Source organism: Microbacterium gorillae (assembly GCF_050990725.1).
Lineage (GTDB): Bacteria > Actinomycetota > Actinomycetes > Actinomycetales > Microbacteriaceae > Microbacterium > Microbacterium gorillae_A.
The window spans coordinates 4,440,940-4,460,731 of record NZ_CP158844.1; the positions used below are offsets into that span (position 1 = coordinate 4,440,940).

General features: G+C 65.4%; 15 protein-coding genes. 4 read left to right on the forward strand and 11 right to left on the reverse strand.

Annotated elements, in window-relative coordinates:
- Nucleotides 1-4: 4 nt before the first annotated feature.
- From ABTV68_RS20450 to ABTV68_RS20460, 3 genes are read left to right on the forward strand one after another with little or no spacing between them, the layout of a single operon-like run.
- A complete protein-coding gene (locus ABTV68_RS20450) occupies nucleotides 5-1,027 on the forward strand; it encodes an ABC transporter ATP-binding protein (RefSeq protein WP_433675501.1) in 1,023 nt (340 codons plus the stop codon).
- Entirely contained in the window at nucleotides 1,020-1,973 is a 954-nt protein-coding gene (locus tag ABTV68_RS20455) for an ABC transporter ATP-binding protein (RefSeq protein WP_433675502.1), read from the forward strand. The genes ABTV68_RS20450 and ABTV68_RS20455 overlap by 8 nt, the downstream gene beginning before the upstream one ends.
- Before the next feature lie 49 nt (nucleotides 1,974-2,022).
- Nucleotides 2,023-3,666, forward strand: a complete 1,644-nt coding sequence (locus ABTV68_RS20460) for a peptide ABC transporter substrate-binding protein (protein ID WP_433675503.1) — start codon at nucleotides 2,023-2,025, stop codon at nucleotides 3,664-3,666.
- Nucleotides 3,667-3,725: 59 nt separating this feature from the next.
- Here ABTV68_RS20460 and ABTV68_RS20465 read toward each other — a convergent pair whose 3' ends face one another.
- The 6 genes from ABTV68_RS20465 to ABTV68_RS20490 are packed head-to-tail and all read right to left on the reverse strand — an operon-like array spanning nucleotide 3,726 to nucleotide 10,115.
- Complete coding sequence (locus ABTV68_RS20465) at nucleotides 3,726-4,352, reverse strand: alkylhydroperoxidase domain protein (RefSeq protein ID WP_433675504.1); 627 nt, start codon at nucleotides 4,350-4,352, stop codon at nucleotides 3,726-3,728.
- A complete protein-coding gene (locus ABTV68_RS20470; RefSeq protein WP_433675505.1) occupies nucleotides 4,349-4,936 on the reverse strand; it encodes a CMD domain protein in 588 nt (195 codons plus the stop codon). Before ABTV68_RS20470 ends, ABTV68_RS20465 begins: the two co-directional genes overlap by 4 nt.
- 39 nt (nucleotides 4,937-4,975) lie before the next feature.
- Nucleotides 4,976-6,586: an ABC transporter ATP-binding protein gene (locus ABTV68_RS20475; RefSeq protein WP_433675506.1), complete on the reverse strand. Its 1,611-nt coding sequence runs from the start codon at nucleotides 6,584-6,586 to the stop codon at nucleotides 4,976-4,978.
- Nucleotides 6,583-7,449 carry an ABC transporter permease gene (locus tag ABTV68_RS20480; protein ID WP_433675507.1) on the reverse strand — a complete coding sequence of 289 codons (867 nt, stop codon included), beginning with the start codon at nucleotides 7,447-7,449 and terminating at the stop codon, nucleotides 6,583-6,585. Before ABTV68_RS20480 ends, ABTV68_RS20475 begins: the two co-directional genes overlap by 4 nt.
- The gene (locus ABTV68_RS20485) at nucleotides 7,446-8,426 is read right to left on the reverse strand and encodes an ABC transporter permease (protein WP_433675508.1); all 981 of its coding nucleotides are present in this window, start codon (nucleotides 8,424-8,426) and stop codon (nucleotides 7,446-7,448) included. Before ABTV68_RS20485 ends, ABTV68_RS20480 begins: the two co-directional genes overlap by 4 nt.
- A gap of 33 nt (nucleotides 8,427-8,459) precedes the next feature.
- Complete coding sequence (locus ABTV68_RS20490; RefSeq protein ID WP_433675509.1) at nucleotides 8,460-10,115, reverse strand: TIGR04028 family ABC transporter substrate-binding protein; 1,656 nt, start codon at nucleotides 10,113-10,115, stop codon at nucleotides 8,460-8,462.
- 186 nt (nucleotides 10,116-10,301) lie between these two features.
- Between ABTV68_RS20490 and ABTV68_RS20495 the strand changes: the two genes are divergently transcribed.
- Complete coding sequence (locus tag ABTV68_RS20495) at nucleotides 10,302-10,745, forward strand: hypothetical protein (RefSeq protein WP_433675510.1); 444 nt, start codon at nucleotides 10,302-10,304, stop codon at nucleotides 10,743-10,745.
- 70 nt (nucleotides 10,746-10,815) lie between these two features.
- Here ABTV68_RS20495 and ABTV68_RS20500 read toward each other — a convergent pair whose 3' ends face one another.
- The 5 genes from ABTV68_RS20500 to ABTV68_RS20520 all read right to left on the reverse strand — a co-directional run bounded on the left by ABTV68_RS20500 (nucleotide 10,816) and on the right by ABTV68_RS20520 (nucleotide 19,699).
- Complete coding sequence (locus tag ABTV68_RS20500; RefSeq protein ID WP_433675511.1) at nucleotides 10,816-12,513, reverse strand: DUF726 domain-containing protein; 1,698 nt, start codon at nucleotides 12,511-12,513, stop codon at nucleotides 10,816-10,818.
- A 275-nt stretch (nucleotides 12,514-12,788) separates the two neighbouring features.
- On the reverse strand, nucleotides 12,789-14,948 hold the full coding sequence (brxL, locus tag ABTV68_RS20505; RefSeq protein WP_433675512.1) for a BREX system Lon protease-like protein BrxL: 2,160 nt from the start codon (nucleotides 14,946-14,948) through the stop codon (nucleotides 12,789-12,791).
- 7 nt (nucleotides 14,949-14,955) lie between these two features.
- A complete protein-coding gene (gene pglZ, locus ABTV68_RS20510; RefSeq protein ID WP_433675513.1) occupies nucleotides 14,956-17,388 on the reverse strand; it encodes a BREX-1 system phosphatase PglZ type A in 2,433 nt (810 codons plus the stop codon).
- A gap of 52 nt (nucleotides 17,389-17,440) precedes the next feature.
- Nucleotides 17,441-18,388: a hypothetical protein gene (locus tag ABTV68_RS20515; RefSeq protein WP_433675514.1), complete on the reverse strand. Its 948-nt coding sequence runs from the start codon at nucleotides 18,386-18,388 to the stop codon at nucleotides 17,441-17,443.
- A 99-nt stretch (nucleotides 18,389-18,487) separates the two neighbouring features.
- Nucleotides 18,488-19,699, reverse strand: coding sequence for a tyrosine-type recombinase/integrase (locus tag ABTV68_RS20520; RefSeq protein ID WP_433675515.1), 1,212 nt, complete (start codon nucleotides 19,697-19,699; stop codon nucleotides 18,488-18,490).
- Between the last annotated feature and the right edge of the window lie 93 nt (nucleotides 19,700-19,792).

Sequence of the window (19,792 nt, forward strand, 5' to 3'; positions counted from 1 at the left end):
TGCCATGAGCGCGAACGTCCTCGAGGTCGACGATCTGCGTACCTCCTTCTTCACCCGAAAGGGTGAGGTCAAGGCGGTGCGCGGCGTCAGCTTCGATCTGGCTCCGGGTGAGATCCTTGGCATCGTCGGCGAGTCGGGCAGCGGCAAGAGCGTCACGGCGATGTCGATCATGCAGCTGCTCGCGCACGGCGGGAAGATCGTCGGCGGATCGGTCCGCTTCGACGGCAAAGACCTCGCGACGCTCTCCGACGCGCAGCTGCGCGCGGTGCGTGGCAAGCGCATCTCGATGGTGTTCCAGGACCCGATGTCGAGCCTCAACCCGCTGATCCCGGTGGGCAAGCAGGTGCGCGAACTCCTGGACACGCACGAGAAGATGTCGAAGGCGGAGGCCAAGGAGCGCGTCCTCGAGCTGTTCCGCATGGTGCGCATCCCCGAGCCGGAGCGGCGGTACTCGTCGTACCCGCACGAGTTCTCCGGCGGCATGCGCCAGCGCGTGATGATCGCGATGGCGCTCGCCTGCAAGCCGGAGGTGCTCATCGCCGATGAGCCGACCACGGCACTGGACGTCACCATCCAGGACCAGATCCTCCGCATCCTGCGCCGCCTGCAGGCGGAGCTCGGCATGAGCGTCATCTTCATCACGCACGATCTCGGAGTCGTCGCCGAGGTGTGCTCACGCGTCGCGGTGATGTACGGCGGGACGATCGTGGAGGAGGGGACGCTGGATGAGATCTTCTCCCACACGGCCCACCCCTACACGCTCGGCCTGCTCGCCTCCGTTCCCCGCATCGACGGTGATCGCGAGCAGCGCCTCGAGTCGATTCCGGGTACGCCGCCCGATCTGATGTTCCCGCCGCAGGGCTGCGCGTTCGCAGATCGCTGCGCCTACGCGCGCCAGATCTGTCAGACCACTCCGCCGCCGGCCACTCGGCTGTCCGACACCCACGTGTCGCACTGTCACCTGCTGTCGCCGGAGGCACCGGCGGAGAACAACCCGCTGACCGAGGTGAGGAGCGCTCATGCTTGAGGTGGAGGGCCTGGTCAAGCACTTCCCGGTGAGCGGGAAGCGCGGAGCCGTCGTGCACGCCGTGGACGGGGTCAGCTTCTCGGTGGGCGCCGGCGAGACGCTCGGGCTGGTCGGCGAATCGGGTTGCGGCAAGTCGACCGTTGCGCGCACCGTCATCCGGATGTACGAGCCGACCGCGGGAAGCATCCGGCTGGAGGGCGTCGACATCGCGCGCATGAAGGATCGTGAGCTGCGGCCGATCCGCCCGAAGATCCAGATGATCTTCCAGGACCCCGCATCGTCGTTGAACGATCGCATGACGGTGGGCGAGATCATCGCGGAGCCGCTGATCGCGCAGCGCATCGTCCGCAATGCGCGCGCCGCACGAGACCTCGTGGGCGACATGCTCGAGGCCGTCGGCCTGTCGGGACAGCACGTCTCCCGGTATCCGCACGAGTTCTCCGGCGGCCAGCGTCAGCGCATCGGGATCGCGCGGGCGCTCATCCTCAACCCGCGCGTGGTCATCGCCGACGAGGCGATCTCCGCGCTGGATGTCTCCGTGCAGGCGCAGGTGATCAACCTGCTGCGCGACTTCCAGGAGGAGCGCGGGATCACGTACCTCTTCATCGCGCACGACCTCGCGATGGTGCGGCATGTCTCCGATCGCGTCGGGGTGATGTACCTCGGCCAGCTGGTGGAGCTCTGCGAGAGCGAGGAGATCTACCGCAACCCGCTGCACCCGTACACACAGGGTCTGCTGCGCGCCGTGCCGATCGCTGATCCGGCCGCATCGAGCCGTCGCGTCGAGGCATCCATCGACGGCGACCTCCCGAGCCCCATCACGCCGCCCAGCGGATGCCGCTTCCGCACCCGCTGCCCGCTCGCACAGGACATCTGCGCGAACGTCGTGCCGGAGATGCGCGATGTCGGCGACGGACATCAGGTCGCCTGCCACATGGTCTCGTGACGGGTTCGCGCCCGTCACACAGCAACACCAACATCGAAGGAGTAACGCAATGAAGAAGCTCGCTCTGGGCGCCACGGCGCTCGTGGCGGTCGCGGCCCTGCTGCTCAGCGGCTGCTCCGCCGGGGACACCGGCGGCGGAGGCGATGACACAGCCGCGGCCGACCAGAAGATCGTGTTCGCCGTCAACGAGGAGGCCGACAGCCTCGACCCGGGAGTGACGAGCAACAGCTTCGCGTCGCCCGTCATCATGAACACGTTCGAGCCGCTCGTCACCTATGACGCCAAGAACGAACTGGTGGGCGGCCTCGCCGAGAGCTGGGACGTGAGTGCCGACGGCCTCGAGTACACCTTCCATCTGCGTCCCGACCTGAAGTGGTCCGACGGCAGCCCCCTCACCTCCGAGGACTTCCGGTACTCGTGGTTCCGCGTGCTCGACCAGGATCTGGCCGGACAGTACGCGAACCTCCTCACCGACTACATCGTCGGTGCCGCGGAGTTCTACGCCGGAACGGGCGACGAGTCGGCCGTGGGCATCTCGGCCCCCGACGCGGACACGTTCGTCGTGAAGCTGAAGACGCCGACGCCGTTCTTCCTGCCGATGCTGAACATGTACCCATTCAACGCCGTCAAGAAGGACGTCGTTGAGGGCAACGCGGACACCTGGGCGAAGAAGGCTGACACCTACGTCAGCAACGGCGCCTTCATGGTCAGCGACATGACGTTCGGCAAGAGCATCACGCTGGTGAAGAACCCCAACTACTGGAACGCGGACAAGGTGAGCCTCGAGGAGATCACCCTGCGCGTGATCCCCGACCAGGCCACCGCGCTCACCGCGTTCGAGTCGGGTCAGGTGGACGGCATCTCCGCGGTCCCCACCGATGATCTGCCCCGCCTGAAGACCGACAGCGAAGACCTGTACACCGTCCCGCAGTTCGGCACGAGCTACTTCATCATGAACCTCACCAAGGCCCCCTTCGACAACCCGAAGGTGCGCCAGGCGCTCAGCCTCGCGATCGACCGTCAGGCGCTGATCGACAAGGTGCTCCAGTCCACCGACAAGCCGGCCACCGGCATCGTCGCGCCCGGCTACGTGCTGGACGGGAAGGACTTCACCGAGGACCGTCCGGACTGGGGCATCAAGCCCACCGGCGACATCGAGGCCGCGCAGAAGCTGCTCGCCGAGGCCGGCTACCCCAACGGTGAAGGCCTGCCGCCGATCGAGCTGTCGTACTACACGGATGACACCGTGAAGAAGGTCACCGAGGCGCTGCAGCAGATGTGGAAGAAGAATCTCGGCATCGACATGACCATCACCACCCAGGAGTGGAAGGTCTACTACGACGGCATCAAGGCCGGCAACTTCGACATCGCGGCGATGGGCTGGGGCGGCGACTACCTGCACCCGATGACCTTCCTCGCCGGATGGGCCACCGGCTCCGAGCTGAACAACGCGAAGTACTCCAACCCGGAGTTCGACGCGCTGCTCACCCAGATCAACTCGGAGACCGACGCCGCGAAGGGCGCCGAGCTGATGCACCAGGCCGAGGACATCCTCGTCGGCCAGGACAGCGCCCTCATCAACACCTACTACCGCGCGCGCAACGTGATGTTCGCCCCCACGGTGGAGGGCTGGACGCTGACCCCGCTCAGCACGCTCTACTTCAAGGGCGCGCAGGAGGTCGCCGCGCAGTAAGCGGCTGACACGACAGCGGGGCGGGGATCACGGATCCCCGCCCCGCTGTGTTTTCGTCGTCAGGACGGGTCGATCTCCACACCCGGCTTCACGGCGCGACCGAGGGTGAGCATCAGACGGTTCGCGTTGTTGAAGAACGACGCACCCTGCAGCACGTCCAGGATTGACAGCGTGTCGAACCCTTCAGCCTGCAGCGCCTCGACGTGCGCAGTGGTCAGCGCGATCGGGGTCTGCGTCAGCGCGATGGCCGCGTCCTTGACGGCGTTCCAGCGCGGACCGAGGTCCGCGTCGACGCCCTCCTCCAGAAGCCGCGCGATGTCCTCCTCGCGGCGAGAGAGCTTGCCGGAGAAGCGCGCGTGCACCGACGCACAGAACACGCAGCCGTTGACGCGCGAGGCCACCGCAGCCGCGAGCTCGCGGTCGGCACGGGGAGCGCCCGCGTCCTCGTTGTAGAAGATGCCCTTGTCGGTGCGCGTGCGGTTGTAGAGCAGCTCGGGATCCCGCGCCAGCAGCCGGAAGTACGGGCTCGCCGCTCGACGCTCGTCGTCCAGACCGTCGATCTGGCGCTGTGTGAGCTCGTCACGCGTCGGCGGCTTCAGCCAGGGCACCCAGCCCACCTGCTCGGTGGTGAACACGTCCGGGTGGGGCAGCTCGTAGGTGAGAGCCGCGGTCTCGACAACGCTCATGCCGCCACCGCCTTCAGCACCGTGAGCGCGGCGATGACGCGCTGCTGGAAAGCGAGGAAGGCGAACACCTGCGAGAGCGTGACGATGCCGTCGATGCTCCACCCGGCGTTCAGCAGCAGATCGTGCGACGAGCCGTCGGTCTCCCGCAGCCGGTAGGTCACGAGGTGGGCGTGAGCGAGACCCGCAGCAAGGCGAGGCTCGATGCCGTCGACGTCTTCGGCCTGCAGCCGCAGTCCGTCGGTGTTCTCCCCGGCGAGACCGGGCTCGGCGTAGTGGCCGAACGGACCAGACGTGACCCAGCGCTCGGCGGCGGCCAGCACGGCCTCCGCCTGCTCGGGAGCGACGCGACGAGCCTCGCCCGCGTAGTACGCGGCCGTCGCGTCGTCCGCCGTCAGTCGCGTGACGAACGCGGCCAGCAGCCAGCGGTCGCTGACGACGAGCTGCGAGTCGTCGATGGGCTCGAAGATCGACTCGAAGTACTTCTGCGCGTACTCGCGCGTATCGGGCCGACGACGACGCACGGCGTCGAGGTCGGCGGGCACGGACGCGATCTGATCGATCACGTCCACGGGCAGCGATGACATGGATTCTCCAAGGGTTTGTGTGGGTCAGCGGATGGGGGATCAGATCTCGAACAGGTCGAGCACGACGCGCGGGATCGCGTCGAGCAGGGCCTGCGTGTACTCGTGCTGCGGGTCCTCGAACACGGAGCGCACCGGACCCTGCTCCACGGCCTCACCGCGCCGCAGCACCGTGACGGTGTCGGAGAGACGGCGCACCACGGCGAGGTCGTGGGAGATGAAGACGTAGGTGAGGCCGCGTTCGCGCTGCAACTCCTCGAGAAGGTCGAGGATCTGCGCCTGAACGGTGACGTCGAGCGCGGACACCGGCTCGTCGAGGATCACGACACGGGGGTTCGGAGCCAGCGCCCGAGCGATCGCGACGCGCTGACGCTGGCCTCCGGAGAGTTCACGCGGACGGCGATCGTGGTAGCGCTCATCGAGGGCCACTCGATGCAGCAGCTCGGCCGCCTGCACGCGCGCGGCGCGTCGGTCGGCGATGCCGAAGCGGATCAGCGGCTCCGCCACGATGTCCAGCACGCTCATCGTGGGATCCAGCGATGCGTAGGGGCTCTGGTACACGTACTGGGCGTGGCGCCAGAACTCCTTCCGCTCGCCGCGGGCGAGCGTGGTGGCATCACGGCCCGCCACCACGGCGGACCCGCTCGTCGCCGACTCGAACCCCATCAGGATCCGCGCGATGGTCGACTTCCCCGATCCGGACTCCCCCACGATGGCGTGCGTGGTGCCGCGCGCCACCGTGAAGGACACGTCGTTGACGGCGGCGACCGCGTCCTTCCCGCGCTGGGCGCCGAAGCGCTTGACCAGACCCTTCACGACGATCTCGGGCTCCGCGTCGGTCAGCGGCAGCGGATCGCGGAATGGCGGGGTGTTGAGCGCGGGCGCATTGGCCACGAGGGTGCGGGTGTACTCCCCCGCGCGTCCGCCGAGGATCACGTCGATGGGTCCGTCGTCCTCCACCACGCCATGGCGCAGCACGATGATGCGGTCCGCGCGCTCCGCTGCAACTCCCAGATCGTGGGTGACCAGAAGCACGCCGCTGCGGTCCTCGCGACGGATCTCGTCGATGAGGTCGAGCACGCGGCGCTGCACGGTGACATCGAGGGCGCTGGTGGACTCGTCGGCAACGATGAGCGCGGGCCGCAGCGCGACCGCGCCGGCGATGAGCGCGCGCTGGCGCTGACCGCCGGACAGCTCGTGCGGGTAGGACTGCGCGATGCGCTTCGCGTCGGCGAGTCCGACACGCTCCAGGAGCACGTGCACCTCCTCGTCGATGCGGTCCCGCGAGCGCTCGCCGTGAATGCGGAGCACTTCGCCGATCTGCCACCCGATGGGCTTGAGCGGGTCGAGCGACGCGGTCGGATCCTGCGGAATCAGGCCCACCTCCTTGCCGAGCAGACGCTCCAGCCGCTTGCCCCGCAGTCGCGTGATGTCGGTGCGACCGAGGGTCACGGATCCGCGCAACAGCTTGGCCCCCTGCGGCAGCAGGCCGATCGAGGCGAGAGCAGCGGTCGTCTTGCCGGAGCCGGTTTCGCCCACCAGCGCCACGGTCTCGCCGGGCTGAATGGTGATGTCGATGCCGTCGACCGCGATCACCCGACCGCGTCGCGTCTCGTAGCCGACGACCAGATCGCGAACTTCCAAGGCGCTCATCGGCGCACCCCCAGGGACTGACTGATGCGGTTGGACGACAGCACGACGAGCAGGATCACCAGGCCCGGGAACGCGGTCACCCACGGCGCGGAGCTCAGCAGGTTGCGTCCCTGCGCGATGATCATTCCCCACTCGGGATCCGGCGGCTGGACGCCGTAGCCAAGGAAGCCGAGCGTGGACAGCGCAAGGATCGCCCCACCAAACTGCAGCGCGAACAGTGCGAGCACGGGAAGCAGCGAGTTCGGCAGGATGTGGCGGAACAGCACGGTGACGAATGACCCGCCGGAGCTGTAGGCGGCCTCCACGTACTCGGTCTCGCGGACCATCACCACCTCGCTGCGCACGAGGCGTGCGAATCCGGCGATGGATCCGATGCCCACCGCGATGGCGGTGTTGATCGTCCCGGTACCCAGGAGCGCGACCAGCGTGAGCGCCAGCAACAGACCGGGGACCGCCAGGAGCACGTCGACGATGCGCATGATGATCGTGTCGACCACGCCGCCGACGGATCCGGAGATCGCACCGAGGAGCACGCCGAGGCCCAGGCCGATGGTGACCGCGATACCGGCACCCAGCAGCGACTCGCGGGCTCCGAAGATGACGCGCGCGAGCTGGTCGCGCCCCACCTGGTCGGTGCCGAAGGGGTGGGCGACACTCGGGCCGGTGAGGCCGCCGGCCACGGGGTCGTAGGGTCCGGACGGAGCCAGCCACCAGGGCGCGATGGCCCACACGACGACCACGGCGATCACGAGCCAGGCCAGGATGAGCGTGATGGACGGCAGCGCGATGCGGCGCTTCTCGATGCGATGGGCGACGCGCACCGCCTCGGTGCCGGATGAGCGCAGGGTCACGGCGGCGGTCATGCCACCACCTCCTGTCGGGTGTCGAGGGAGCGGGATTCCGTCGCGGTCCACTGGCGCCGCAGCCGGGGATCGAGGATCGGGTAGAGCAGATCCACCAGCAGGTTGACGGTGACGAACAGGGCGGCGGCGATGATCACCACGGCCTGGATGACGGGCAGGTCCTGGGACGCGACGGCGTCGGACATCAGCCGGCCGATGCCGGGTCGGCCGAACACCGTCTCCACCACGACCGAGCCGGCGAGGATGTCGGCGAAGATCAGGCCCGCCATCGTGAGCGTCGGCAGCAGGGCGTTCTTCGCGGTATGACGCGAGAGCACCCACCACCGACCGGCACCTTTCGCGTGCACCACCTGCACGAACGGCCGACTCTGGGCGTCTTCGAGGCTGCGCAGGAAGATCTGCGCGAGCGGGGCCGAGATCGGGATCGCGAGCGTGATGATCGGCAGCACGAGGGCCTGGACCGGGTTCGGGTTGATCATCGGAACCCAGCCGAGCTGGAACGAGAACACCTGGATCAGCAGCAGACCCACCCAGAAGGAGGGCAGCGACACGAGCAGCGACGGGATCGACTGGATGAACCGGCGCAGCCAGGCGAAGCGGGCGAATCCGGCGAGCAGGGCGAAGACACCCGCGAGGACCACGGCCAGCACGAAGGCCGGAATCGCGACCGAGAGGGTCTGCGGCACTGCGGTGGCCAGGCGCTCGCGCACCGGGACGGCGTTCTGGATCGAGTAGCCGAGGTCTCCCTGCAGCGTCCCGATCACCGCGTTGAGGTACTGGATAAGGGTGGGATCATCCACGTGGTAGTACTGGCGGATCGCTTCGATCTCCGCCGCCGAGAGTCCCATCTCCGGGCTCTCGAACTTGATCATGATTCCGTCGCCGGGGAGGACGGAGAGCAGGAAGAAGGTGGCGGTGTAGGCAATCCACAACACCAGCAGCGCCTGCAGCACCCGTCCGATCAGATAACGTGCCATCGTCTCTTCTCCTTCCTGCTCTCCGTCGGTGACCTACTGCTGCAGCCAGACGTCGGTCAGGTCGACGCGACCGACCGCCTCCCAGCTGAGACCGTGCACCTTGCTCTGCGCCGCGTAGGTCTGCGGCAGCTCGTAGAGCGGGATGACGTAGGCCTGGTCGATGAGGTACTCCTGCGCCTCGGCAGCCTTCGCGTAACGCTCCTCCGTGGTGGGCAGGCGGGTGATGTCGGTGAGCAGGGCGTCCAGCGTGGCGTCAGCCGTCTCGGCGGTGAAGCCGAGGGCGTTGCGGTTGGACTTTGAGCCGAAGTTCGACCAGATCACGTCGGGGTCGACACGACCCACGTGCGTGATGGCGACCGGCTGCTGCAGCGGGTCTTTGGACCCGGCCGTGGCGGTGGCCTGGTCGGGGGTCACGATGTTCAGCTGCACGCCGGCGAGCTTCCACTGCTCGGCGATCAGCTCGTCCAGCTGCTGGTTGAGCGGGAACACCGCACCGGGCCACGTGGTGAGCTCCAGCTTCACGCCGTCCTTCGCGCGGATGCCGTCGGCGCCCTCCACCCAGCCGGCCTCGTCGAGGAGCTTCTTGGCGCCCTCGAGGTCGTAACCGAGCTTGTCGGAGAGGTCCACGTAACCCGTCGCACCGTGGCTCAGCACGGAGGTGGCGACGTCGAACTTGCCGAGGTAGATCGTCTTGACGGCGGTCTCGACGTCGGTCGCCTTCTGCAGCGCCTGACGCACCTGGATGTCGGCGAGGAGCGGGTTGCCCGGACGCAGCGCGAACTGCGGGTTCACGCCGTTGGTGGGCGCGTAGTAGACCGTGCTGCCGGCCGCTTCGATGTTGGCGACGTCGTAGACCTGAACCGCGCGGATCGCGTCGGCCTGGCCGGACGTCAGGGCGCCGATGCGGACGTTGTCCTCGGGGGTGACGATCACGCTGATCGCGTCGAGGTAGGCGCGGCCCTGGTGCTCGTCGGCGGCCGGAGCCCAGTCGTAGTCGTCGCGGGCGGCGAGGTCGTACTGCTGCTCGGGCACCACGTTGGAGACCGTGAAGGGGCCCGAGGCCACGTAGTTGTCGATCTGGCACTGCTCTTCGTAGGGCAGTTCGGCGGTGGATTTGGCCACGATCGTGGCTCCCACGACGCTCGTCGCCTGCAGGAAGCCGGGGCTGGGAGCGCTGAAGGTGAACTTCACGGTGTGCTCGTCCACCACCTCGCTGCTGACGTAGTTGGAGACGAACTCCTGCTTCGAGAGCCCGAGAGCCTCGTCTCCGAGTCCGAAGTGGTCGAAGTTGAGGGCCACGACCTCCGCCGTCAGCGGCGATCCGTCGGAGAAGGTGACGTCATCGCGGAGGTGGAAGACGTACTCGGTGGCGTCCGCATTCACCTCCCATTCGGTGGCGAGCCACGGGGTGATCTCCCGCGTCTCGGGGTCCTGGTAGGTGAGCTTGTCGCCGAGCTGGTTGATCAGCGTCGCGTTCGGGTAGAACCCGCCGCCGCCGGCGTAGAGACAGGTGGGGATCTGGGATTCGAGGAAGGTGAGCGTCCCGCCCGTGACGGGCGATGCGCTGCTGCTGTTGGGCTGTTCGCCGGACCCGCTGCTCACCGCTCCGGCGGGGGCACAGGCGGAGAGCAGAAGCGCGGCACCAAGCAGCGCGATGCCCGGTGGAGTGAGGCGGTGGATCGAGGACATGTGTGGCTCCTTGCTGGGGGAAGACTTGGTAGTCATCGACCCTAGAAATCGCCACCGTCCCCGGTTCGCCGATGTCGTCGCATGCCGCCGCAATGTGAAATAGCGCGACTTGTTACGCAATTCCGGGCCACGCCCGGCGCTACATGTGCATATGCCACGCCTGCGATGATGGTGATGGGAGCACGAATGAACAACTTCGACAACGCACCGGTGCTGGTGACAGAACTGGATCGCCTTGCCGCCGACTCCAGAGATGACGCGGGTCAGATCGCCGTGTGGCAGGCGGCCGCCCGACTCGGACTCTGGTTCTTCGTGAATCGGGGCGCGCCGGACTCCCCCACCCCGTACGCCGTGCAGCCGCCCGGGATGGGGCCGGTCATCTGCGTCTACAGCTGCCGTGACCGCGCGCTGGAGTCCGCGACCCAGCTCGGCCAGGACGCGTCGGTGGTGCTGTCACTGCCCACCCCACAGGCGATCGACTACCTGGAGTCCCTGGGGCAGCATGGCGTCGCCGGCATCGTGCTGGACAAGGAGCACATCGGCCTGTGGTCGCCGTTGGGGAACCTCCCGCGCATGCGGGAGTGGGTGGTGCCGCAGACGATCATCGGCCGGGGGCCGCGAGGAGACTAGTACGCCGTGCGGTGGCGCTCGGCCCCGATGAGGGCGGAGCGCCAGTGCTCGGCCGATACAGCCCCTTCGATCAGCGGAGTCGGACGTTGTCTTGGTAGTCGAAATGCGTCTTCACATCGGCTGAGACGTCAACGTTCTGCAGCTTGCTCGAATCGGGGATGAAGCCGCCTAGCCCAGCAGCTGTCTCTCCTCCTTGGGCGCTCTTGTACACGTACTTGAGTACATTGTCCGTGCTCGAGTGATATCCATAGACGACGCCGTCAACCCCGGCAGTGAGGCTGTCCCAGTTGCTCTTGGCACCGATCGCGGCCCCCAGCAGATGCGCGGACTCGATCCTTGGCCCGCCCGGCTTTGTGCCCAATGTCTGTGCGGCAACCACCATCGCGCGTGCCCCCAGGCTGTGTCCGATGAGCACATAGGACTCCGCGTCGGTTCGGGCAAGCAAGTCGCCGACGATCACGCCCGTCTTGTCCGCGCGACTCTTCGCAACGTGCCATGGGTTTTTTGCGAGGTCCGTGGCAATCATCGCCGGGCCGACAAGGTTCCCAAGTACCTTCGCGCCCGCCTTCGTGGCGGTCGCGGCCGCGGCCTTCGCCGCCGCGACACCTCCGGCCTTGCCGAAAGCGCTCGCGCCCAGGAGGCCGAAGTCGCGAAGCTCCTTCGCTCCCCAGTGCACACGGTAAACAGGGGAATCTGGATAGCGGTCGGTGACGATCGCCTTCCATCCGCCCCACTTGTCGGACTTGCCATCCGTCAAGAAGCCATTCGCGACCAGTACGGGGACACCTCCGTTTCCTGGCCGGAGAAGCTCAATTCGGAATGACCTGTCCTCTCGCAAATAGGCGTTGACGACCGACGCGCCGAGCGCACCACCCACGGCCGCTCCGACGGCCGTCACGACGGCCGTGCCGCCGGCCATTCCGAGCCCACCCATAGCAAGGCTTCCGCCTCCAAGCAGAGCGAGCCCGTGAGACGTGGCCGCCGCACCTGACAGCCCGCCGAACATTCCCAGCGAACCGATCGCACCTCCGATCGCGGGCGCAGCTAGGAGACCAAGGGGGACTGCCACGCCCACAGCGACAGCGCCGCCGACCACGACCTTGGATGCTCTGTCGAGGTTGGGCTTCTCGTATTGAAGGTAATCCTCGTAGTCGTGAAGCTCGCCGATCGTACCCTGCGCTTTCTCGAACCCAGAGATGTCGTGGCGGTGCTCGGCGCAGAATCGCGGAATCCTGAGTGCGCCTCGTTCGCGCACAGCCATGTTGTCGCATCCGACCGCAACGCACGGCAGGGTCGGCGATCCGCATCCCTGACACACGAACACGGGTAGCTGACCGCCAGGCCGATTGGACTTGCGGTGCTGCGCTTTGGAGAAGCAGGACGAACACCATGCGGTCTCGACATCAAGTTGGGACAGATCATCAGCAACGTCTGCGATCCACTGCGCAGTCTTCGCGTACGACTCAGCCCGCTTCTGGGCGATCTGGCGAGTCTCGTCCACGAGCTTCAGGGCGGCCGCCTGGGCATCGGGATCAGCAATGCTCAAGGCGTCTGCGTTTGATACCGTGTGCGCGACGTACCAGGCCTTCGCATATGACCACATATTGCTTCGGAGAGCTGGGTTCTCCGCGAGAACGCCGTCGACCTCGACGGTTGCTTCGAGGTCCTCCAGCGATCCCGTCATGGATAGCGTGGCTCCCTGATCGGAAACCACGTCAACCCTCAGGCGAGTTCCTTCAACGACATGGGCATGGAGCGTACCGGGCATGGGTAGATCGTCCCATGGGAATCGGTTCTGGACTGGAAACGCACGACCTCGCGTATTGCTGAGCCTCCCGACACGCGCAATCTGCTTCCCATGAGTCGATCCGGTGTCGGGCACTGCGACCGTCCGGAGGGTTGTCAAGCGGTCCAAGTCAAGTTAATCGCCCGGAGACAGGAACGCTTTCACACCGTCATCGGTTTACCCCAGAACGAGGTCGCTAGTTGCGGCGCCTTCAGCGAAGCCAACGATCAGGTTGGACACCTTGTCCTCCTCGGAGCTCACGACGGGACCGTCACGTAGTGGACAGTGAATGCCGAGCCGATGAGCCGGAACTCTTGGCGGTTACGGCCGAAGTCGAACGGGTTGTCGCTTGACCTCTGCCAGATATCGAGGCCCTTACCTAGATCGATACGCCAGCCGTGGTTGGTCTCGATTCGGCGGTCGTGGATGGTGTCGTCCAGCCGCACGGCGAGGCGGACACCCACTGCATCGGACGCGTCCTTGAGGTCCTTGAGCATCAGCAGTTGACGCTGCTTGAACTCGGCTTTCGGTTCTTCCGTGGTGACGAGCACGACGTCGATCTCGTCGGCGTCGTCCTTGGCGGCGGCGAGGAGGCTGAGCAGGTCGGCGAGGTTGCGGCCTTGATGGGGCATGCGGATGTAGGGGTCCGTGATCGTGATCTTGGATGCGCCGCGAAGGTACGGCAGAAGAAGGGTCTCGTAGGAGACTCCTCTCTGACCTGCGATGAAGTCCCGATGCCCCTCGGCCAACACGGCGGGTGCGGGCCCCGCGGGTGCGTCCTGAGCAGCCGTTGATTGTGCCGGGGACGGCTGAGTTGCCGCAAGCGCGGCTTCACGTGACCCGCCGTCACCTTCGGGCGTTGCGTCCCAGGCCCGCCGGTACAGCTGCGGGTACTGTCTCTCTTCGAGAGTGGCGACGTCACGCCAGACCCCTGCCTTGTCGGCGTAGCGGAAGCGGACAGGCGTGTCGCGCATCGTGGCGTCGATCCTCAGGATTGAGTCCTTGACGCGCTTGCGCCCCTCGATCGCGAACTCGAGCAGAACACGGATCTCGTCCTCTGGGGCCTCTCCGGTGGGATGCACGAGCTTCATCAGCCCAGAGAACGTCTTGCGGATGCCGTCCTGGTCGCGCGTCGAGATCGAGCTGTCGAGCGTGAAATAGGCCTTGTACTTGTCCGAGAAGTCCTCCGACCGCTTCGCGCGCAGGATCTCGGCGAGGTAATCGACGACAAAACCGTACCCCGTGGAGAACATCTCCGAACGGATCGGGGCGACCTCCCAACCGGGGATGTAGTGGTGGACGCGGTCGAGCCAGGCCGGGTCGCGGTAGGCGTCGGGCAGCTCGTCGAACAAGTCGGAATGCTTCAGCATGTAGGGCACGGTGTGGGTGGTGTTGCCGATGAAGGCCATTGAGGCCTCAGCGCCGTAGATACTGGTGCCGCGCGAGAAGGATTTATTTGCGAGGTAGTTCTTCATCACGTTGACGAGGTTCTGGTCAGTGCGCCTATTGGCGGCGAACTCGTCGAACGCGACGCAGTCCCAGTACCCGACCAGCCCGATACGGCCGCTGGCGTTGTTGACGAATAGCTTGGCGACGGTGACTTCGCCACCGGAGATGAGAATGCCGTTTGGAGAGAACTCGCTGAACGTGTGCGACTTACCGGTGCCCTTGGGCCCCAGTTCAACGACGTTATAGTTGCGCTCAACGAACGGAATGAGCCGTGTCAGCGCGATGAGTTTGCCGCGCTCGTTGTACTGTTCGGGGTTGAGGCCGATCGACTGCATGAGCAGGTCGACCCACTCCTCCGTCGTGAACGCCCTGCGGGCCTCGTAATAGTGGTCGATGTCGACGCCGGCTACTTGGATGGGCTTGAGCTTGTCGAGAATCCAGGGCACGACGCGTGGGTCATCAGAGTGAAAGTACTCGATGTCGCAGATGCACCATACGCCGCCGACGAGGAGCTTTGGGTTCTGCTTGACCGTGACGTCATCGATGATCACGCCCTTGATCTGGAGGTTCTCGAACTCTGCCTCGTGGACGTCGTCCTTCTCGTTGAGCGTGACGGTGACCTTATCGATCACGCGGTGGCGGCCTTTGCGGCGAATCTCTGACTTCACGAGCATGTGCTCGTTGCGGTTGACATAGTGGGTGGCGAGGATCTGTCGCACGGTGTCGATCCCAGCCTGGATGGTTGCCTCATCGTCGGATGCGGCATACTGGCCCAGCAGGTATTCCAGGACGTAGGACGGCACCACAGCGTTGCCCCGGACCGCCTTGACGAGGTCCTTCCGGACGACGGCACCGGCGAAGTGCTCGTTAATCTTGTCGTCGAGCGCGGACTTCGTCGGCGTGGCAGCTGCCGCCTCAGCTGCAGCGAGAACGTCGATCTCGTCGAGCGCGTCTTCGAGGTTCGTCATGGCTCTCCTAGAAGTCGAAATCCGTCGTGAACGACCGTCGGATGGTGTAGTTCCCCCTCGAGAACAGCCTCCACTGCGTCGTGTTCGGGATCGGCTCTTCGAGCCGCAGCTCGACAGGCCGGTTGTTGAACTGGTCAGCGTCCTCGGTAAGGTACAACACAGCCCTCTGGTAGCGGTCGCGCTGATCGCTGGATGCGCTGTCGAACGTGAGGACGGGCTGGTCGGAGATCAGGGCCTCACCGACGTAAAGCCCGAGGCGAACGTGCCGCGGCTGAATTTTGTCGGTGACGGCCTCACGCTGAAGCAGCTTCACGGCGAGTTGTCCAGTAGTGATCTTGTCAGTTTCTGGCATGAGGTCGACATTCACCGGACGGACGTCGCTCTTGCGCTTCTTGTTGACCGTGATCACCGGGACGACAATCTCCTGGAGGGAGGCCCCCCCGTGCACGTAGCGAGTGCCGGCACCGGGTTGCGGTATGCGGTGAATCGACTTGGGAATCTGGATATCAACGTCTCCCGCGAGCCCGGCCTGAGCCGAGGTGAACGTCATGAAGGATGAGGACGGCTTCAGCGACCGGCCGAGCACGTAGCGGCGATTGGTTTTGGTGACTGCGTCGCCCTGGGGCTTCTCCGAGAGGTAATACGCCTGCTCGAGCGGGATGTCCTGGTAGAGAAACCCGTGGTCAGCGGTGATGAGGATGTTCGTCGCGTTCGCGTTCGTCCACTTCTTCACCAGAAGCAGCAGTTCACGGAGAGTCTCCTCTGCGGCTTCGAACACGGTCCGCTCGGTCGGGGCCTTGTCGCCTGCGGCATCGATGCGGTCGTGGTAGACGTAGAACACCTGGTGCTTCGTGTACAGCTCACGAAGCTCACTGCTTTGCATAGCGAGCACCTCAGCGGCGGTGACTGCATGCCCCTTGACGGCCTGCAGAATCTTGTCACGGTTCGCGGTGCCGTTCGTCGGATTCCCGTCCGCCAGCACCGGCAGACCCTCAGGGTCGAGCTCCAGGCTCGACTGTGGCAATAGCGACGCCATGCCGAGCTGGGTAAAGCTCGGCAACGAGCCGAGCACGGCCGAGAGCGAGGCATCGAACCGATCCTCGCTGCGGATCATCGACGCGAGCTCCTCGGCGACCTCGTACCGCATGCCGTCCGAGACGATCACGACCACCTTGGTGCGGCCGTCCTTGACCACGGGCGCGACGTGACCATCGAAGAACTTCGCCTGCGGCGCGAGCACAGCAGACTTCCACTCGCTCATCGGCTCGAGAGCCTGCTGCCAGAGCCCTCCGAAGTCATACAGATACTTGTTGGCGTACTGCTTATCGACCTCAGCCTTCAGCGCCTCGAGCGGTTTGTGGAAATCGGCAGTCTGGTGGGCGTGGGTGAACCAGCGGTAATGCTGGTCGATGCGGAACCACTCGGACTGGTACTTCTCTAACCCGACGGCTGCCGACGCAATAGCGTGCGGCAAGCCCGCGATCGCTGCGAGCAGCTCTGAGGCGCTTTGGATTGCCTGGTAGAGCTTCGCGTACTTCGCCTTCCAGAAACTCTCCTGACGCTGCCGCACGACGTCGGCAACCTCACGCGGCGTCACCGTCTGCGCAGAGACGGCCGCGGCAAGGTCCACGACCACCTTGCGATCAATCTCCTCGAAAATCGTGATCTTGGCGAGCTCGCGGTAGTCGCGATGCTCAATCTTGGACTTTACGTCGAGAGCTTCTGCCGCGCGGGCGGCAAGCGTCGTCATCGTGTCCTGACTGCGGACGTCATAGCGGAGGGCATTGAAGTCGCTGCGGATGTTGCGAAACTCGTCAGGTGCGGTCGACGCGAAGTCTTCGTTGGCGCGGCTGAACATCCATAGAACGAAGTCGTCGATCGTCGGTGATGCACTCGGGTATTTGTAGATGCTCGCGAGCCCATCCCAGAAGAACTGATCGAGACCGAAGGTGACGAGCTCGTTGAACTTGGCGCTTTTGCCGGCGGCGTTCTCGACGAGGAGTTCACGGACGATGTCGGTCAGCTTGTTGCCCGGTGCCTTCACAAGCACCTGGCACATCTTGGCGCGAAGTCGGGCTGCGTCGTCGCCTTCGTTCAGAAGCTTCTCCAGCGCCTGTTTGCGGCTGCCCGCGGCGAAGAATTTCTGATGCTGCTCGATCACTGGCAGCAGAGCAGGGTCGTTCAGGCCAAGCTCCTGCTGGAGCATGGATGTCTTGTCAGCCGTAAAGACCCCGTACGCGAGCTCGAGATCAAGCAACCAGTTCGCCGTTCCGCGAGGGGTATCGCCAGAGCGGTAGACGAGGTACTTGCTGACGGGATCGGTGAGCACCGTGCTCTTGACGCCAAACTCATTGTCCTCGACACGGATGATGCTGACCGGCCCGAGATCGAGCGCGTCGAGGTCCGCAACGTACTGGCTGGCGGGGTCGTGCCAGAACACGACCCGTTCCGAGGCGAGTCGGGTCTTGAGGGCGTCCTGGACGGAAGTCAGATCAGTCACTCGCTGCCTCCAGCCCGGGGATCTTCTTGAGCGCGCCGCCGAACTTCGGATAGTTCGCCTTGACGCCATCGTCCAGGTCGATGACGATGTTCTCGGACGCCTTCGGGAAGAGGGTGTCGTGCTCGTACTCGTTGAGTTCGACGAGGACCTTACGGAGCCGGTCAGACTCCTTCGCATTCCCTACGCGCTCAGCCTGTTGGAGGGCGGACTCCAGCTTGGTGACGTACTCGCGCAGGTAGGTCAGCACCGCCGAGACCGCCGATGGCGCATACCGGTGCATGTAGATCAGGGCATTGAACGAGCCTTTGGGGCTGGAGAAGAGCCAATAGATCGGCCGCTTCTTATAACGCTGAAGGTGATCATCGTAGAACTTCGACACCGCGCCACGCCCGGCGGCCTTGATGAAGTAGTCCCGCAGATTCTTGAGGCCGAGCGTCTCGATCACGAACTGCAGGTTCGCCTCGAAATGTTGCTCCCCGAAGACGGTGCGAAGAAACAGACGGAACCGTTCGACGATGTCATCCTCGAACCAGTCGCCATCGACGATCGGGATAACGTTGTCCTTGTCGGGCATGAACCTCGGGTTCGGGATCTTGGTGAGGTAGTCCTCGAGAGTAGCCCCTTGGTCGCCGAGGATGAGCCCCGGCTCGTCCAGGCTGTACCGACCGAACATGCATCCCACGGCGTAGGAAATGAGGTCGACGATTGACGACTGAGCGAACAGTGCGTCGCGTTCCTCGGGAGTCTTATTGGGCCAGCGGAACGCTGAATTGTTCGTGAGTGACACACGTTCGAGAGGCACATGGGACGGAACTTCATCTTCGAGCCCGTACAGCCTCGCGACAGCCTCGTTGTTCTCGATCTCCAGCCGCTGTTGTTCGAGTGAGCGTTCCTTCCACTCGTCGCGGTGCAGCGCAACAATCTGTTCGAGCGTCTTCACCGGTTGCCTCACTTGTCATGCATGAATCCCTGCTCGACACAACACCGACGAAGCGGTGTTCGTGACAGGCAGCGATGGATCGATGTGTGCGGTTCCAGGCTATCGGCCCAGCCCGACACTCTCAGCAGACGCCACCAGCGCCGAGCGAACTCGCGTGGTGTCAGCATGGAGATAGGCCTGCGTACTCAGCACCGAAGAGTGCCCGAGGATGGCCTTGATGATGGTCTCGTCGATCCCGTTTGAGAGGAGCAGAGTCGCGGCAGTGTGCCGCGCTTCGTAGAGCAGCGGGCGACGGGTTTCGCCGCCCGGTCCCGTTACGGTGACGCCAGCCTGGTCGACGATCTCGTACCATCGTCGGCGATCAATTTCGGCTGGGCACGGGGAGCCGTCTTCACGCGGCCAGACAAGACCGAAGGGGGACGGCGGCGCACACTTCTGCCAGGCCTCCAGCGCCTCAGCGAGCCACGGCACCACGGGGACGACGCGGATTCCGGCACGGGTCTTCGGCCGCACCAAGTGGAAGGCGCCGATAAGGTGCCGTGACTCGAATCCGCGGGGCACGCGGAAGCCGCTGACCGGGCATCTGTGCCTTACATATGGAAGCGCTTTGAGCTGCCACGCGAGCGTCATCGTCGCCGCATCGAGATCGACCATGTCCCAGGTGAGCCCGAGCGCTTCCGCAGGGCGCAGCCCCGCGACGAGCGCGGCAACCCATCTTGAGGCGTCTGGCCGCTGGGCGACAGCCGCGAGGATACGCATTGCAGCGTCGGGGTCAAGCGCCTGCCGTGACGACGGACCGGCACCCGGACCGCTCGTCTCTCGTGTTCGCTGCGAGACCTGATACCCCTCGGCGACGGCGTCCGTAAGGAGCTTTCCCAGCACCGCATGCGTGCGTTGCAGCGTCGGGAGCGCGAGCCCCGCGTTCTCCTGAGCGACTGCGACTTTGCGGATGTCGGCGGGCGAAAGCGCGTCGAGCCGCAAGTGGCCGAGCGTGGGGACGATCCAACGGTTGACTGCCGAGCGGTCGGCGACGTAGGTTCCCGGACGCACGGCGCGCTGCCGGTCAGCGAGCCATTCATCGGCCCATCGCTTGACGGTGGTGCTGGCGAAAGACGCGACGGCGCCTTCCGCAGCGATTCTCTGATGTGCTTCCGCGAGCCGGGCACGGATCTCCTTCTCCGTCCGGGCTTTGAGCGTGAGACGACGCCGGGTCCCGCGCTCAGTCCATCCGGTCTCGATGGCCGCGACCCACTGGCCGCGGGAGTTCCGGTAGATCGATCCGGTCCCTTTTCTACGTTGCTTGCGTGCCATCTCTCTATGTCACACCGCTGCGACGCACCGCCGGGATAGCCATAGGGGTAGCCATCCAGTCCTGCCAGCGTGGCTGGGACCGCACGCCTCCGG